Raw genomic sequence first — 16,790 nt, forward strand, 5'->3', positions numbered from 1 at the left:
ACATCGACAGTTTGCTAGGATGAAAGGAGCGATGAAATGAATATTGAAATTAAAAACTGTAACAACATTGATTTCGCCAAAATTTCTCTGTCCGAAAATAAACTAAATATCAAATTTGCCCCCAACGGCACAGGGAAGAGTTCAATTGCAAAAGCACTGCTGCTTGGCGTGGAGGGTAATCAAAGCCTGCTGAGCGAACTTATGCCGTTCAAACTTAGAAAGGAAAATCCAGATAATAAACGGACGGAGATCAACGGGGCTGAGAATATCCAAAACATCATGTGCTTCAATGAAGAATATGTCAGTCAGTTTGTTTTCAAACCGGAAGAACTGGTCAGTAACAGCTTCGATATTTTCATCAGAACAGAGGCCTACAAAATGAAAGAGCAGGAAATAGAGGATTTGATACGCAATATCAAACAACTGTTTTCTGGAAATCAAGAATTGGAAGCCTTGATCGCCACTCTCAAGGAAATGGGAGATGCTTTCAAGCTGACCAAATCCGGCCTATCAAAATCGTCATCAGGCATGAAAGGATTGTCTGAAGGTAACAAAATACAACACATTCCTTTCGGCCTGGAGTCTTATACACCGTTCATTCAGAGTCCAAACAGTGTGAGCTGGATTGACTGGCAAACCAAGGGATACGATTTCGCGGAACTGTCTGACAATTGCCCCTTTTGTACATCGCATGCAGCCGACAAAAAGGATCAGATTAAAAAAGTCGGGAAGGAATATGACAAAAATACAATCAAGAATCTGATTAACATAATCGGTGTAATTGAAAAGCTTGGTGACTTCTTTTCTGCTGACGCCAAGGAAAAACTAGGAGCAATTACGAACCTGAAGGAAGGTCTTGAAAAAGAACACGAGGCATTTCTTACTTCGGTGAAAAGCCAAATCGATAACTTCTCCGAAAAGCTGGAAAAGCTCAGAACGCTTTCCGCGTTTCAATTCAAGGACGGTGAAAAAGTCGCCGAAAAACTACCTGCATACAAACTGGATTTGAAGTTTTTCTCAGAACTTAATTCAGAAAAAATGCTGGAGGCCATCACTCCGATTAACGCCTCTATCGACGATGTTATCGAACAAGCCGGTCAACTTCAGGGTAAGATCAATCAGCAGCGAAACGAAATGAAAAAAACCGTAGAACGGCATCAGAACGCTATTAACGGCTTTCTTGCATATGCTGGTTACCGCTATCTAGTTGAGGTTGCAGGGGAAGGTGAACAATCTCAACTGAAACTCCGGCACGCCGATCACGAAGAACATCTCAGTGGCGGAAGCCAACACCTCAGTTTTGGCGAAAGAAACGCGTTTGCCATTGTTCTTTTCATGTTTGAGTGTCTGGCAAAAAAACCGGACTTGATCATCCTGGATGACCCAATTTCTTCTTTCGATAAAAATAAAAAGTACGCCATCCTCGAAATGCTTTTCCGCCGTGATGCGGAATCATGTCTTAAAAACAAAACCGTTCTAATGCTGACTCATGATGTAGAGCCCATTATCGACACGGTCAAGTCTCTTTCTGATAAGTTCAGAAATCAAACATCGGCATCATTTCTAAAATTGTCATCAGGCCAAGTAAATGAATGCGGTATAGGCAAGGATGATATACAGACCTTTTCCCAAATCTGTAAGAATGCGCTCGCCTCTGACAAGGACGATGTCGTCAAGTTGATCTATCTGAGGCGCCATTTTGAAATTATTGACAACAAGGGTGATGCCTATCAGGTGTTGTCAAACCTTTTTCACAAAGGAAACTGCATGGGTCGTGGGGTTGATATGCGTGAACCGAAAGATTCAGAAGGCAACTACCCGGAAATGGAGCTTGCCAAGTTCGAAAGTGGTTGCACTGAAATATCGAACTATCTACAAGGCTTTTCATATTCTGATTTCTTGAATCGGGTCACTGACGTCAATGCCATGAAGTCACTATATAGCGCTTCGGCGAATGGGTATGAAAAGCTTCAGATTTTTCGCTTGATGGATATAGATATTGAAAATTCTGTTATTCAGAAGTTTATCAATGAAACATACCATATTGAGAATGAGTTTATCTGCCAGCTTGATCCTGTAAAGTTTGACACAATTCCTGAATATGTCGTGTCCGAATGTGATCGGATTCTTCGGGGGATTCAATGAAGCTAAGAACCAAGTAGAAAGATCCGGTGGATTTTCACTAATTCCCCAAGATATGTGCCTTAGATATTTGCTAAAAGTGTTAATAATACTAATCCAAAAAACGTAATAACTATGTCTCGCACTGCTGACTACACCATTCAAGGTTTTCTATACCAATTCAATAAAACGTTACTAGAAATCCTCAAGGCCCAGGACGACGCAGTAATAACGATAGAGGGAATTATCGAAGATATTGAGATTGGTGATAAAGATTTAATTACCGCAATTCAATGTAAGTACCACGAGTCGAATGAGACATATACGGTCAGCGCAATATATAAGCCTCTGCTGCAAATGATGCACCACTTCCACTTTTCCTCAGAGGGAAAGATCAACTATGTTCTATTTGCGCACTTTCCTGGCCTGTCGGACAAAGAATTTGCTGTCGACAAGGCGGAACTCCAGAAAGCACTTTCATCCACAAATAAGGTTTACAAATCCTACGTTGATGAGCTCAACGGCAAAATTGATTTGGATGCTTTTCTAAAGAAGTTTTCAACTAGTGTCGGGCCAGCTTTCGACGAACTTGTTAATGAGGCATATGGATTGCTGGAGGTTAATGGTATTTCCACCGATGATGTTAAAACATTAGCTTACCCTAACGCTATTCAACTAATAGCCAACCTGAGTATTCTGCACGATGCTGAGAAAAGAAAGATCACTAAGAGGGATTTCCTGTCTACGCTGCACCAAATCAAGACAACGGCCATTTCACAATGGACTCTTTCCTTAAAGACGCGGCAGTCCTTGCTTACCGCTCGCCGCAAACAACTAAAACCCAATCTCGCCAAAAACGCTCGCCTAAGATATTTTGTGCTTCACATTGACTCATTGAAGGAGTTCGAGACACAGGTTGTGATGTTTATCAGCGACTACCTCGAAAAATACCACTTCAAGCCCGCTCACTTGAAAACTCCTGTGTTTTGCCTCGATACATCAGAGGAGCAATTTAGAATGATTGAGCTACGCCTTTACCAGAAAGGGATCATAACTAACGACGGATACGTTGCTAACGTATTTGATGAAAGCCGGTTCCTTCGCGATCCAATGACTAAAAAAGGTGATAACGGGGCAGTGGAGAGAGAGTTCAGTTTGCGCCTATTGCGGTGGTCTACTCCCGGGACCGTACTAAATAAAAGGAAGAGTGATGATCTCTTTGTGCTTGGTGCAGGTGGGTACGCTGGTTTGGATATTGAAGATGTCAATCTCGAAGAACTTGCTACGGATTCTTTTAACGAAATTAAATACATGCTAGGACTAATTGATGTGTGCGAATAAGGTTGGGAAAGTAATATCTTGTGCTCCAGAGGCAATCATCGTTGCAATTGATGACCTCGCCTTGTTCGAAGAGCACAAAAGCAGTTTGCAAGTTGGGCGTTTTCTTAAAATCGCGCAAGGCAATCATGATTTCACTATTGCCACAATACGTAACATAAAGGGAGTGTCTGTTGGCACGGATGGTTCGCCAAATTGGCAATTTCAAGTGGAGTGCCAGGCGATAGGTACACTTATCGACGACAAAAAATTCGATAGGGGAAGTTTGCTTCTACCTGTCCCAACTGAACACGCCTTTGTTGCTGACGAGGATACACTGGACAAGCTCTTCGCTACTGATGGGCAGCACGATTTCCCGTTGGGGCAGTTATCAATGAATAAAGACATCAGTCTAAAGATTGATGGGAATCGTTTTTTCAGTAAACACATTGCTATCGTTGGTTCGACAGGTTCTGGCAAATCATGCACGGTTTCACGTATTTTGCATGATGTCGTTGGAATTGATGCCAAACAAAATACTAATTTGGGAAAACAAAATAACTCGCACATTGTAATCTTTGATGTTCACGATGAGTACACAGCCTCATTTACTCTCGACAAGAATCAATCTTTCACACTAAACAGACTTGATATCGACACGCTCCGTCTGCCGTATTGGCTTATGAATTCAGAAGAACTGGAGAGTATGTTCATAGAAAGCAACGAGGCCAATTCCCACAATCAGGTCAGCCAATTCAAACACGCAGTTGTTCTCAACAAGGAAAAGCATAACCCGTCAGTTACCGTAACCTACGACACACCAGTCTATTTTTCGATACAAGAGGTCTATAACTATATTGAGAACATGAATCGAGAAGTTATCGGTCGTCTTGACGGTGAAGACAAACCGAAACTGTCTGATGGGACACTTGTGACGGATCGAAAGGATTTCTACTTTGAAAAAATTTGTTCATTTGTAGCTTCTTCTACTGCAAATGCAACGAGGGCAACTAATGGGCCATTCAACGGCGAGTTCAATCGGTTCACATCTCGACTCGAAGCCAAACTAAATGATAAACGGCTAAACTTTCTGTTAAAAGCAACAAAAGCAGATAAAAGCCCTTATAAAACGGAGGACTTCGAATCGCTGCTGAAGCAATTCTTGGGGTACCTCGACACGTCGAATGTCACCATCGTTGACTTGAGTGGCATCCCGTTCGAAGTGCTGAGCATCACCGTCAGTTTGGTCTCAAGGCTGATTTTCGACTTCTGTTTTCACTACTCCAAACTACGCCACGCCAAAAGCGAACTAAACGACATCCCTGTCATGCTTGTTTGCGAAGAAGCCCATAACTATGTGCCACGTCATAACGACTCGGCCTATCGGGCCTCAAGAAAGTCGTTAGAACGAATCGCAAAAGAGGGAAGAAAGTACGGATTAAGCCTCATGGTTGTGAGTCAACGGCCTTCAGAAGTGTCCGAGACTATCTTTGCACAGTGCAATAATTTTCTTTCGCTGAGACTCACCAATGATGCAGATCAAAATTACGTGCGCAGATTATTCCCTGACAATTCAAATGCAATAACTGAAATTTTGCCGAATTTGGCTCCAGGAGAATGCGTGGTGGTTGGAGATGCTGTGTTACTGCCAGCAGTAATTAAGATGCCTCTCCCTAATCCAGAACCACATTCACAAAGTGTAAAAGTACATAAAGAATGGCAGGAAGCTTGGCGTGAAGTTACTTTTTCTGAGGTTATCGATCGTTGGCGGAAGTAGTATGGAAAATGTAATGAAAGGAAATGAGAAGTGAAATTCATACATGCTGCCGACATCCACTTGGATAGTCCTTTAACGGGATTAAGCGCTTATGCTGATGCTCCTGTGGAAATGCTGCGCACGGCGACTCGCGACGCCTTTACCAACCTGGTTACCGAAGCAATTGAGCAACCGGTTGACTTCCTGGTGATTGCCGGAGATCTCTATGATGGCACTTGGAAGGATCACAACACGGGTATTTATTTCTGTAAAGAAATGGGGCGCCTGAAGAAAGCCGGTATTCCGGTTTATCTTCTGTTCGGCAACCATGATGCCGAAAGTGAAATGACCAAGAAGTTGCAATTACCTGATAATGTCTTTGCCTTCGACACCCGCAAACCCAGCACTTTCTGCCTGAATGACCTAAAAGTTGCTCTGCATGGTCGTAGCTTTAAGGAAAAAGAGACCCTAGAGAACCTAGCGACAGGATATCCGGCTCCAGTGCCAGGCATGTTCAATATCGGTGTGTTGCATACAGCTCTTCAGGGCAACGCAGCTCACGCTACTTATGCGCCGTGTAGTTTGGATGAACTTCATGCTAAAGGCTACCACTACTGGGCATTAGGTCATGTGCATGAACATCAAATTTGGGAAGGTGCTTCGACGGTTGTTTTCCCTGGCAACCTTCAGGGTCGTCATATCCGGGAGACCGGGCCGCGTGGAGCGGTTGTTGTGACTGCAGATGAGCATGGCATTCAGGACATCGAGCGCCTGTTCGTCGATGTCCTGCGCTGGACCAGTCTTGACGTCGATGCCACCGAGTGCAAAACGTTATCCGAAGTAGTGGCCATCATCGGCAAAGAACTCGACGCAATTGTAGAAAACAGCCCATCTATCATTCCCACAGCGGTTAGAGTCACCGTCACCGGCAAAACGGCCGCTCACGGCGAACTTTTCGGACTGGAGTCGCAACTGCGTGCCGAAGTCTTAGCCTTGGCGGTCGCCATGGGATCTGAGCGACTTTGGGTTGAAAAGGTTAAGGTGGCCACTTCGGCGGCAGATAATGGCGAGGAGGTTCGAGCCCGAGCCGATGCATTATCCGATTTGCAGGATCTGCTTCAGGCGGCTGAATCAGACGCTGACTTCCTGAAAAGCTTGCAAGATGAACTGCTGGGCTTGGTCAACAAGGCTCCCTTGGAATTGCAAACCACTGTCCCATACTTTAAGGCCATTCGATCTGGCGATCTGGTGGACTTGGTTCGCGAAGTTCGTCCCGGACTGGTGTCTCATTTAGCCAAAGCGGAGTAAACTGACGATGCGCTTTCACCGCTTAGACTTGATCAAGTACGGCAAATTCTCTGACCGCTCAGTTGAATTTCCAGTTGCCAAACAGGACTTTCATATGATTGTCGGGCCCAATGAGGCAGGCAAATCCACATTGCGATCCGCTATCGTTGATTTGTTGTTTGGTTTCCCTTTGCGTTCCGTCCATAGTTTCCTGCACCCGCTTAACGAATTGCGCTTAGGGGCTTACATTAGCAATGCAGCAGGCTCGCTTGAATTTCAGCGTGCTAAAGCGCAAAAACAAACCCTGCGCTCGCCGGTGGATGCCATCTTGTCTGATACTGAACTGACACCATTCCTGGGGGCTGCAGATAGAAGCTTCTTTGATCAGATGTTTGGCCTTGACCATACGCGATTAGTTTCCGGCGGCAATAGCATTCTCAATGCAGAGAATGATGTGGGACAGATACTGTTTCAATCTGCGGCTGGTGTCGCCAGTCTTGGTAAGATTCGTGATGCGCTCGTCGCCGAAGCTGACAAGCTGTGGGCACCTAGAAAATCCAATGACCGGGCTTATTACATCGCCTTAGACCAACTCGATAAGGCAACGACTGCTTTGAAAGAAGCCACTGTTCGGACCAAGGTCTGGGTGGAGGCCAATAGTAAAGTCGAATCTCTGCAAGAATCGTTAAGCAATGAGCGTGAACGACACCAGAAACTCCAAAGCCAGCGTAACCGTCTTGAGCGCATTCGTAGGCTTGCTCCGTTTTTGATGACCCTGAGAGATAACGAACAGAAATTGGTTGAAGTGATAGAGTTGCCGGCAGATGCCGCAACCATTCTCGCTGCCGCAGAACGAGAGCTCGCTATCGCCGCTGAACGCCTGGAAATGCGCAATAGTGAGGTTAAAAAAATCACTGAAGCGCTATCAAAAATCGATGTTGACCAGACCCTACTTGATCGCGCTGCCGACATAACCAAACTAGATAACCTTCGCCTTCAATACAGCGCTTATGAAGGCGATATCGCCAATCGAAAAAATGAAATAGCGGCACTTTGGCGAGCGGTTGGTAATGCCTGCACCCAGCTGGGTTGGGCTCCAGACTCTGAAAGCGCAATTGTCCAGCGACTGCCGACACTGCTAGTGCGGCGCGAACTCAGGCAATTGGTCCGCGACCGTGGCGGGATTATTCAGACATTACGGGCTGCAGAACAGGCCGAAAAGAACAAAGATTCTGAAATCGAAGCACTGTCGAAGCAACTGGCTGATTTGCAGATGGGAGACGTTAAACCTGCTCTACGTGCAGCATTAGCAAACGCCAAATCATTTGGTGATACTGAACGGGCGAACCAAAAGCTACAGACTACGCTGACTAAAGCAAAATCAGCACTGGAAGGTTATTTAACGGAGTTGGGCCAATGGCGCAAAACCTTGCCAGACTTAATGTCTCAACAACTGCCTAGTCAAGAAAAAGTTAACCAATTAATTCAAGAGCGTCAAACCCTTATTTCCGATCGGAAAGCTGAATCACTGCGGCTGAAAAATCAAACAGCCGAGGTTGCCCGGATTGAATTGCTAATCGCTCAGTTTAAAGAGCTGCATCAAATTACGACTCTTGAGGCGGTGATCGAAGCTCGCACTGAACGTGATGAATTGTGGGGTGGCATAAAAACGGGTGATATTGATCTGCAACTTGAAGGGCCTTCGTTTGAAAGGAAAATGGCCTACGCCGATCAAGTTGCCGATAGCAGGCTCGACGATGTTGAGGAGGCAACCGAACTTCAAAGCTTAATGCATCAGCTTGAACGGGAAAAACAGAACGTAACGCTGATTGAAGTTCAACTTTCACAATTCAATGATGATCTTCAGCTATTCGACGACCGTTGGGCTCATGATACAGCAGGCATGGGTTTGGCTGGAATGGCCTTAGAAGATATTGGTGTCTGGATGCTCAGGCGGGAGAAAGTGTTGTCTGCGGGTATTGCGTATCAAGATGCTCAGGATGAATTTGATTCATTTACCCGTTTAGTTGCAGATTCCCATCTCAACCTCGTTAATGTATTAAAGGACACGAGGCTGGAAGTCAAAGAGACGGATGACTTGTCCGTTCTTTGCATTCAAGCAGAAAACTATATTCAAGCCATTGATAGCGCTAAAGTTCGTTATGACACTTTATCCGCCCAGTTGCGTGAAGCAAAGACACTTGCCGCCACACTAAAACAAGCTAAGGAGGATGCAAAGTCTGAGGAAAGCCGTTGGACTGAAATCTGGTCAACAACAGTTGCTAAGTTGGGATTAGCGCCTGACAGTGATATCGGCACGGTTGAAGGCGCTGTTGAGCTTATTGAACAAGTAGCCGAAAAACTGGAGAAAATGCGGCAGATTCAAGTCGAGCGTATCGACACCATGAATGCTGACCTGAAGGCATTTTCTGTTGAAGCTGATCGACTCGCACAAATTATTGCACCAGAAATCAATGGCCAATCAGCCGAGCAAATAGCATTAACATTAGCTAATCGCTTAACTCTCGCCCGCGAGGCTTTTACAGAAAGCAGTCGGCTAAAGGAATCACTACGTGTTGCAAGTAATCAGGTATTGGAAGCCCAAGAATCAATTCAAACAGCAATGGCGAGTTTGAAACCGTTAATGGATAAAGCGGGAGTCGATAACAATGCGTTGCTGGGTGAAGCAATTTGGCGGTCTGACGAGCAACGTCGCCTAAAGTCAGAAATGGCAGAATCTAACGCTAATCTGCTTAACGGTGGTGATGGTCTGACTAGGGAGCAAATTGAAGCGGAGGTTGATGCGGCTGATCTAATTCAACTTACCAGCGATTTAGCGTACGTTAATGATGAAATTTCTGAAGCTGTTCAGAAGCAATCAAATCTTTCGGCTGACCTTGCAAATGCCTTACGGGCTTTATCCGAAATCGGTGGGTCTGACGCTGCAACCCAAGCAGAAGCAAAACGCCAAGAGGCGCTTGCACAAATGTCAGATGTTGCAGAACGGTATGTAAAAGTTTTTACCGCTGGGCGCTTGCTCCGTTGGTCTATTGACCGTTACCGAGAAGAGAAGCAAGGGCCTCTGTTACAACGTGCCGGGGCCATCTTTTCGACATTAACTTCCGGATCTTTTAGCAAGCTGATTGTGGATTTTGAACGAGAACCAATGGTCCTAGAGGGGCTACGCACCGATGGCATGATGGTTGGTATCTCTGGTATGAGTGACGGTACACGAGATCAGCTTTACTTGGCACTTAGATTGGCAGCCCTGGAAATGCACTTGGAACAAGCCATGCCGCTACCCTTTATCGCTGACGATTTATTTATTAACTACGATGATGTCCGATCAAAAGCCGGGTTTGAAGCGCTTAAAGCATTGTCCGAACAGACCCAAGTCATCTTCCTTAGCCACCACGACCACTTGATCCCAACGGTTCAAGATGTTTTTGGCGGTCAGGTGAATGTTGTGTTCTTGTGACCTGGAATCTGCTGGTAATGAGCATACTCCATGCTCTCTAAGAATCATTATAATTGTCTATGTGCCGGGGACAATGCGAGCAGTTTTGAAAAACTCTGTGCGGTAATTTTGCACACTGGAATCTGTGAGAAGTCAGTGGGGTAACTGGCTGTTCCCCCTCGATTATATTCGACCTTAAAACTCGGACTATCTTCCGGTCGACTATGCCTTTTATCGTACAGCCGAGTGGTCGATATATTCGCTTGGTCTATCAATTCCTGAATCCTCTCTGTGCCAGGAGAGTTGTCATTCACATATAATGAACCCACCCATACACGGGTGCATTTAAACAAACGACACCAAAGTCCCATAGGATTTTTTATACACCCGACAAATGCCGATACAATATTTAGCTATTTTTTCCAAATTCTGCCTCCCCTCCATAAAACAAAACTCTCAATAGACCTTGATCTAATGATAGAGTCACAACCCCGCTTAAAAGCCTATCAATAGACCTTCATTTGTATTATGATAGATGATCTATCACAGCATCTAAAGTTCTATTGAGAGAAATATGATTATCGGTTACGCCAGAACATCGACGACTGAACAAATTGCCGGGCTTGAAGCACAACTTCGAGAACTCGAAGCGGCTCAGTGTAAAAAAATCTTCCAGGAACAGGTTTCCTCGGTTTCCGTCCGGGCTCAGTTAGAAGCGGCCTTGGAATTTACCCGGGAAGGCGATGTCTTGGTCGTGACAAAGTTGGACCGGTTAGCTCGATCGGTTGCGGATCTCATGGCCATTATTCAGACGCTGGAACAAAAGCAGGCCGGCCTGCGCATTCTTAACCTGGGCATGGATACGCAAACGCCCACCGGCAAGCTGATGCTGACGGTCTTGGGCGGTGTCGCTCAATTCGAGCGGGAAATTATGTTGGAGAGGCAGCGGGAAGGCGTCGCCAAGGCAAAAGCCGCTGGCAAGTATAAAGGCCGAAAGCCCTTGGCCACCGGACTGCGCCAGGAAGTCGTTGAACTCGCGGCCAATGGCGTAACCAAAACGCAGATTGCCCGGCAGCTTAATATTGGAGAGGCCAGCGTTTATCGAATTTTAGCGGATAATAGAAAGGGTTAAATAGGCCGACCGTAAGGATTCGTGCGGAAATGGGCATTAGCAGGTAGACTGATGTGACGAAACTTCTATACCGGGTTGCTTAAGTTACGGGACGAGGGTTCGCAACCGACCCCTATGTGTAGTTCGAAACTATGTGTAAATTGTTAATACGACCTGGAAGAAAGATAGAATTCACCTGGGTTATGGCCAATATGAGAAAACCTTAGGTTCACATAGTTTTATCGGTGTCTTGAAGTAAAAATTTCAGTGACATCAGGAATTCTAGTCAATCGTATCCGACACTACTCAATAAGTTGGCTATTTGAGAGCCAATTAGCACCCTACCTCGAGATTTCCTGACTATCGCGATGCATGAAAAAGTCGGAATTAACAATGGGCTGATATTACCCAACCGATCGCAAGTTGATGCTACTTCTTCAAGCATTGAAATTATGTGAAGTTGCGTTCGACCTTATGCGACGGACACCAAGGTCTAATCCTCAATGTAAATTTGCAACTCCACATAGTTTCGAACTACACATAGGGGTCGCTATGTTGAGCTTAACATAGCGACCCGAAGCAGACGTTCGACCAATAACCTTGATACCCCCTTTGATATGATACCTGGGATAAAGTTAACGACTTCCGGCGTTATTCTCCATTTGTCTGTTTAACAGGCTTGTCATAGTTATCTGGTAGATTTTGTACTGGTATGGATAAATGAATCTACTTGGCAAAGGTAAAATATAATGAAATTATGGAAAACAGAGTGCATTGAAATAAATTTATTCATAAGCATGAAGCATTTTAAAGTCGCAGTTATAACTGCATGGCTTATCATGGCTGCAGGCAATGCAGGTGCAATAACACTCTGTGCAGTTCCATGTGGTGTTAATACTGAAACTCGGAATTATTCTTATAATGGCTATCTAAGCGACCTCACAGTCGCATCATCACAGACGTTGCCATTTAGCCTTGAAGAATTCTATGGCGCCCTGAATCTGACTCCTGATTCACCTGTACCAGTTAGCCTGTCTTTAACCGTGAAGAGATCTGAAGAGTTTTTAGGTAGTAGTATTCTGGCGAGAGGGCATGATTATTGGTACTCAATGAATCTCGGTAACTTATCTATTCGCGGCTCAATTCTAGGTAACAACACATTCGGAATTTCTTCATATGCGGTTTCCCCGTTCAAAAATGATCACGATAATGGCAGCAGTATTGTTGATGAGCTATATATATTCGATACTGACTACAAAGCAACCGTCACTAATCAAAATATCGAATTAACTTCAAGAGAAAGAGCGAATACGCCGGGGTGGAACTCATTTTTTCAGGACTGGTTTAGCTTTCGTTTGGAAGATTATATGGCTGCTGGTCTAGACGGAGACTTCCCTGGTGATGGTAGTTTGTTGGAGACAATGTTTGATAGTGGTAAGTTTGCACTTTTTGGCGACATCCAGGTAACTGACGATAATGGCACGGTTCTTTCTCCATTTTCTGATAGCGAAAGATTCCTCCTTAACGGAACGATTGATTCTTCTCAGGTATCCTTTCAGCCTACAACAGAACAGATGGCTACAGTATGTACAAATCTTTTATTATGTGGTGGTGGTGGTTCTGTTTCTCTTACTCCTGTTGTCCCATCAGTGCCCGTGCCGAGTGCAGTGTGGTTCTTTGGTTCTGGCCTGATTGGAATAATTGGATTGGCTAGACGACAGAAAGAGGGAAATCGGGGACAGGTCTTTCAATCAAGCATGTAGGGCTAATTTGAAAGGTGGTAGCTCATTCAATTACTGTCTCTCAAAATTATAGACAATAGTCCGGTTTTGGCCGGTAGTGACCGCTCGCAACTCTGAAAGGGTAAAATCTACCTTATCTAACCTCAGTAAGTCGCTATGCAAATCGAAATTCAACATTCCGCATTCAAGGCGCAGCGACTCTCCGTTGAAGTGGCGGGAGCCTTTCATGGCCCTCGACTATTCCTTAATGGCACGATGGTAAAGAAGCAAAAAAGGCGATACACAGTGACAACAGATGCAGGCACCGAGATCACTGTCCAACTTAAGTACAACTATTTGGATCCTATCCCAAAAGTCAAGATTGGCGAAGAAGTAGTGAATATCGCCAGCCCGCTGAAGTGGTACGAATACACTTGGATAGGCATTCCCTTTATTCTGATAGTGACGGGTGGCGCCATCGGTGGACTTTGCGGCGGCGTTGCCGCCAACGCAAGTGGCAGGCTATTCAGGAGTGATCGCAGTTCACCGTCAAAGTATGGCTTTTCCGCACTCATTACACTGGGCGCTGCCATCGCGTATTTTTCTCTTACCACTATTTTTTATTTGCTTCCCCCGATTGCAGACCTCTCTCTGGACGCGGAATTAAAGAAAGCGGTCAGCGCAATTAACAAAAATGGCCCGATGATGGCTGATAAATTCACGCGCCTAGATAACGCCCTCGCAGGCCATAAAGAATTGACATATTTCTACACCGTATTAGGTTTGGACGATGCAACTATCATTTCTAAAAAAGACGCCATCCATAAAGACGTGGAAAACAATTCGAGAAAAAATCAAGACGCAAACAAAATAATTGAGGCTGGCGTTTCGATGACATACGTTTATCGAAATGAATCAGGAGTTGAATTGTTTAGATTTTCAATCAAATGATTTAATGAATAAATCGGTAGAATGGCCGATCACTAAGACTATTCTTCTGATATGTCATTTAAAGATGCCTTATTGAAAACTCACTCCCCCTAAGGGAGATGATTTTAACTATCGCTACCGTAGGGCATCGACCAAAACAATCGCTGAAGATGGTTTCCAGCGTTTTATAAACCACCTATACGGCGGCACATAAGCTACGTAATATTTCGACACATTTCCAAGCTCATTCCACCATATTCATTGCCTTAAAGCGGTCAGTCGTGGTCGTCAGCTCTTGGCCGGGTCGAGCCAAAAACGACTCAAGGTTACTTGCCGAAAAGCTGTCATTCGCTCAACTTAGGTATCGAAAATTTCGCCGGCATCTTCAACGGCCGGTAATGGCCGATTGCGATCCGTCGTAAAACAATTGGATGTGCAGGATGAAGGCATTGAAGGGAACGAAGTTGCGTAGCCGCACGACAAAATCGAGCATTTCCTGATAGTCTTGGCCGCTTTTATAAAGCTTGGAATCTTCGAGTAATTCGGAAAGCAGCGAACGGGTAAGCGGCGCCATTGAGTCATAGTTCTGGGTGGGCATTGTTATTTTTCCTTAATCGACGCCTTCATTTCGGGCATGAACACAACGCTTAGTTTACCGTCAAAATCATTGTTGCATCGTCCCCACGACGTAAATTTCCAAGTAAACGCGGGTATTTTTTTCAGTCCATAGATGGACTCGGAAAATTAGCGCAACTTTTTCAAATCCAAGCTTGTAAGCCTTGATATTTCTGGGATTAAGCGATTTTTCTGAGCAATATGTTGCGTAATTTTGATGTTGCCCGTGCAACCTTGGGCGCAACCATCTAAAGACTGCCTCACCAAACCACCCCGACCAACAAAATCCCGGCGATCACCAACACCTTCATCCCCAAAGCGGTCGCGTCATTCGATCGGCGATCGTCCATAATCGCGGCCACCCGGTTTCTGACCTGATCTTGCATGTGAATTTTACGTTGCATGACGGTTCTCCTCATCGCTGGTTTGGAATTTTTTGACAGCATAGCAAAAACGGGTTTAAAAGAGAACAAAAAGAGAACATAATAAACGCCTTTCGGCTTCTCCTCGCTCTCAACCCGCTATGCATACTATGCCAACGAATTTTTATTCCGCTGCTTCAAACCCTAAAACTGTGAACCTGCCGCTATTTTCCGGCAAAGTCTCGGCCGGCTTCCCCTCGCCGGCCGACGATTACATCGAGAAGACCCTGGACCTGAACGAGCTGCTGGTGCAGAAACCTGCCGCGACGTTCTTCGTGCGCGCGCAAGGCGAATCGATGCTCGGCGCCGGCATTCACCCGAACGATATTCTGGTCGTCGACCGTTCGCTGGAACCGGTACCGGGCAGGATCGTGATTTGCGCGCTGAATGGGGAGTTGGTCGTCAAGCGCTTGAAGCGCCGGGGCGGTCAGTGGGTTTTAGGCTCGGAAAATCCGGATTATCGGGATATCGTGTTGCGCGAGGAAATGGATACGGTGATTTGGGGCGTGGTGACGAGTGTGATTCATCCGGTGTGATAAATCACAATTGTATTCCTGTATGCTCCTCGATTTTTTTCTTGATGAGGCCTTTAGCTAAATCCCGGAGCAATTCAAGACTGAACCCGGTTGCTTTTTTCGCACCTTCTTTGGTTTGCTGCCAAATATCAGGATCGCGAATAACATCAAGAAATTCATGCCCTGACCAAGTAAGATTATAAGCTAAAGCCCGTATGCCTGTGTTATGGTGTTTCTGCACGGCAGCTTCAATAAGCCCTGCTTGTTCCAGAAGGTAAATATGATAAGAAACATTTTCTTCATCATAATCTTCAATATCTTGAGCACAAACAACGCTACGCTTGATCGTTTCTAGCGCTTCTATTTTAAGTAGGATTTTCCTGACTAATTCCCAGTCTCTTTTCAAAATAACCTCGCATTTTAGTATGGTGTGAACCAATGTAGGTCTTGAGATGAAGATAATTTAATAACATCAAATGCTTTTCCTTCTTCCTCGGAAACCTGTCACTTTCTCTTTGTACAAAATATCCCAAGCATTGGTTCCGCCCAAAACCAAGTAGCCGCGACAGTGGTCACATGCCTTGGGCTATATCAAAATTTTGGTCAAAAAAACCACCTCCTTTGCCATAAACTTTAGCCGTTAATAAGCCTGCACGCCAAACTTCAACAACAATCGCGGCAAGATATCATCCAGATTAAGCACTTCGTCGTCGGTCAGCTCGATCAGGTTGAAGTTGTATTTCTTGTAAATGGCCTGTTTTTCTTCTTTACGAGCCAGGTATTTAGAATCGTTGTCATAGCCCCAGAACTCGATGTAAACCTTGCCGGTCGGAATATAGAAATCGCAATACATTTCCTCTTCGATCGGCAGCTTGCGCTCATAGGCATGAACGATCTCGGCCATGTACAGCCAATTATCGATCAGCATTTCCGCTTTCGACCGGACAAAGTGGCCGTCGGTCGCACGGTGCGTCGCCTCGAATTTGTGTCGGAAGCTATCCATCTTGTCGCTCTCGGTCTTCGGCTTATCGACGCCTTTAATGTTGTCGATGCTGTCTTTCAACGCTTTGACGTTCAGTATTTTTTCCGGCCACCGTACATAAGGAATACCGGAGCGTGAATCCTCGCCTTGCAGTGCGCCAAGCTTGGCGCCTTGGTCGGTGATCAGCCAGCCTTTCAGGCCTTTCTTGATCCAGCCCAGCTCCGAAAGTATGTAATTCATCTTATTGGCCGACAGCTCGAAATGCTTGCCGATCGCTGTCGCGGTAATGAGCTTGTCGTTCAAATTTCCCGCTAACGGCTCCGCTCCGGTAGTTTGACCAAAATCGACATCTTCCGGCCATGCCGCATACTGGCCGTATTTACCGTTCAAATGCACGCCGCCCAAACGTTCGCCGGCTTCGGTCAATACCCATTGCTCCTTATCCCTTTTGAGTAACCCCCTCTCGCTCAATTGGGCGAACAATTCGTTCGAGGTCATTCCGCGTTTTTTGGCTAGTTTGGTCGTAGAGATCTTATTGACTTCGGTCATCCTCGCC

At 45.4% G+C, this 16,790-nt stretch carries 13 protein-coding genes; 9 read left to right on the forward strand and 4 right to left on the reverse strand.

What is annotated here, in order from left to right:
* Positions 1 to 36 precede the first annotated feature (36 nt).
* The 8 genes from MEALZ_RS20250 (at position 37) to MEALZ_RS20285 (ending at position 13,721) form a co-directional block, all read left to right on the forward strand.
* Positions 37 to 2,145 carry an AAA family ATPase gene (locus tag MEALZ_RS20250; protein WP_014133126.1) on the forward strand — a complete coding sequence of 703 codons (2,109 nt, stop codon included), beginning with the start codon at positions 37 to 39 and terminating at the stop codon, positions 2,143 to 2,145.
* Between the two features lie 111 nt (positions 2,146 to 2,256).
* Positions 2,257 to 3,462, forward strand: a complete 1,206-nt coding sequence (locus tag MEALZ_RS20255; protein ID WP_014133127.1) for a hypothetical protein — start codon at positions 2,257 to 2,259, stop codon at positions 3,460 to 3,462.
* Entirely contained in the window at positions 3,449 to 5,215 is a 1,767-nt protein-coding gene (locus MEALZ_RS20260; RefSeq protein WP_014133128.1) for an ATP-binding protein, read from the forward strand. The genes MEALZ_RS20255 and MEALZ_RS20260 overlap by 14 nt, the downstream gene beginning before the upstream one ends.
* A 30-nt stretch (positions 5,216 to 5,245) precedes the next feature.
* Positions 5,246 to 6,502 (forward strand): metallophosphoesterase family protein, encoded by a 1,257-nt coding sequence (locus tag MEALZ_RS20265; RefSeq protein ID WP_014133129.1) that lies wholly within the window; start codon positions 5,246 to 5,248, stop codon positions 6,500 to 6,502.
* 7 nt (positions 6,503 to 6,509) lie between these two features.
* Positions 6,510 to 9,959 carry a YhaN family protein gene (locus MEALZ_RS20270; protein ID WP_014133130.1) on the forward strand — a complete coding sequence of 1,150 codons (3,450 nt, stop codon included), beginning with the start codon at positions 6,510 to 6,512 and terminating at the stop codon, positions 9,957 to 9,959.
* Between the two features lie 553 nt (positions 9,960 to 10,512).
* A complete protein-coding gene (locus MEALZ_RS20275) occupies positions 10,513 to 11,070 on the forward strand; it encodes a recombinase family protein (RefSeq protein WP_014133132.1) in 558 nt (185 codons plus the stop codon).
* A gap of 728 nt (positions 11,071 to 11,798) precedes the next feature.
* The gene (locus MEALZ_RS20280) at positions 11,799 to 12,812 is read left to right on the forward strand and encodes a hypothetical protein (RefSeq protein ID WP_014133133.1); all 1,014 of its coding nucleotides are present in this window, start codon (positions 11,799 to 11,801) and stop codon (positions 12,810 to 12,812) included.
* A gap of 135 nt (positions 12,813 to 12,947) precedes the next feature.
* Entirely contained in the window at positions 12,948 to 13,721 is a 774-nt protein-coding gene (locus MEALZ_RS20285; protein ID WP_014133134.1) for a hypothetical protein, read from the forward strand.
* 364 nt (positions 13,722 to 14,085) lie between these two features.
* Here MEALZ_RS20285 and MEALZ_RS20290 read toward each other — a convergent pair whose 3' ends face one another.
* On the reverse strand, positions 14,086 to 14,298 hold the full coding sequence (locus tag MEALZ_RS20290; RefSeq protein WP_014133135.1) for a hypothetical protein: 213 nt from the start codon (positions 14,296 to 14,298) through the stop codon (positions 14,086 to 14,088).
* Between the two features lie 277 nt (positions 14,299 to 14,575).
* Entirely contained in the window at positions 14,576 to 14,719 is a 144-nt protein-coding gene (locus MEALZ_RS23015; RefSeq protein WP_014133136.1) for a hypothetical protein, read from the reverse strand.
* Between the two features lie 119 nt (positions 14,720 to 14,838).
* On the opposite strand from MEALZ_RS23015, the gene MEALZ_RS20295 reads away from it, so the two are divergent.
* Complete coding sequence (locus MEALZ_RS20295; RefSeq protein WP_046061736.1) at positions 14,839 to 15,273, forward strand: LexA family protein; 435 nt, start codon at positions 14,839 to 14,841, stop codon at positions 15,271 to 15,273.
* 4 nt (positions 15,274 to 15,277) lie between these two features.
* Here the strand turns inward: MEALZ_RS20295 and MEALZ_RS20300 are convergent, their stop codons facing one another.
* Positions 15,278 to 15,658: a DUF2513 domain-containing protein gene (locus MEALZ_RS20300; protein ID WP_014133138.1), complete on the reverse strand. Its 381-nt coding sequence runs from the start codon at positions 15,656 to 15,658 to the stop codon at positions 15,278 to 15,280.
* 234 nt (positions 15,659 to 15,892) lie between these two features.
* Positions 15,893 to 16,783, reverse strand: a complete 891-nt coding sequence (locus tag MEALZ_RS20305) for a hypothetical protein (RefSeq protein ID WP_014133139.1) — start codon at positions 16,781 to 16,783, stop codon at positions 15,893 to 15,895.
* Between the last annotated feature and the right edge of the window lie 7 nt (positions 16,784 to 16,790).

Source organism: Methylotuvimicrobium alcaliphilum 20Z, from assembly GCF_000968535.2.
Lineage (GTDB): Bacteria > Pseudomonadota > Gammaproteobacteria > Methylococcales > Methylomonadaceae > Methylotuvimicrobium > Methylotuvimicrobium alcaliphilum.

What these genes read in the sequence shown, in the direction of transcription:
- MEALZ_RS20250 (WP_014133126.1), top strand. Translation starts at nt 37, where the DNA reads ATGAATATTGAAATTAAAAACTGTAACAACATTGATTTCGCCAAAATT.
- MEALZ_RS20255 (WP_014133127.1), top strand. Translation starts at nt 2,257, where the DNA reads ATGTCTCGCACTGCTGACTACACCATTCAAGGTTTTCTATACCAATTC.
- MEALZ_RS20260 (WP_014133128.1), top strand. Translation starts at nt 3,449, where the DNA reads ATGTGTGCGAATAAGGTTGGGAAAGTAATATCTTGTGCTCCAGAGGCA.
- MEALZ_RS20270 (WP_014133130.1), top strand. Translation starts at nt 6,510, where the DNA reads ATGCGCTTTCACCGCTTAGACTTGATCAAGTACGGCAAATTCTCTGAC.
- MEALZ_RS20275 (WP_014133132.1), top strand. Translation starts at nt 10,513, where the DNA reads ATGATTATCGGTTACGCCAGAACATCGACGACTGAACAAATTGCCGGG.
- MEALZ_RS20280 (WP_014133133.1), top strand. Translation starts at nt 11,799, where the DNA reads ATGAAATTATGGAAAACAGAGTGCATTGAAATAAATTTATTCATAAGC.
- MEALZ_RS20285 (WP_014133134.1), top strand. Translation starts at nt 12,948, where the DNA reads ATGCAAATCGAAATTCAACATTCCGCATTCAAGGCGCAGCGACTCTCC.
- MEALZ_RS20290 (WP_014133135.1), bottom strand. Translation starts at nt 14,298, where the DNA reads ATGCCCACCCAGAACTATGACTCAATGGCGCCGCTTACCCGTTCGCTG.
- MEALZ_RS23015 (WP_014133136.1), bottom strand. Translation starts at nt 14,719, where the DNA reads ATGCAACGTAAAATTCACATGCAAGATCAGGTCAGAAACCGGGTGGCC.
- MEALZ_RS20295 (WP_046061736.1), top strand. Translation starts at nt 14,839, where the DNA reads ATGCATACTATGCCAACGAATTTTTATTCCGCTGCTTCAAACCCTAAA.
- MEALZ_RS20305 (WP_014133139.1), bottom strand. Translation starts at nt 16,783, where the DNA reads ATGACCGAAGTCAATAAGATCTCTACGACCAAACTAGCCAAAAAACGC.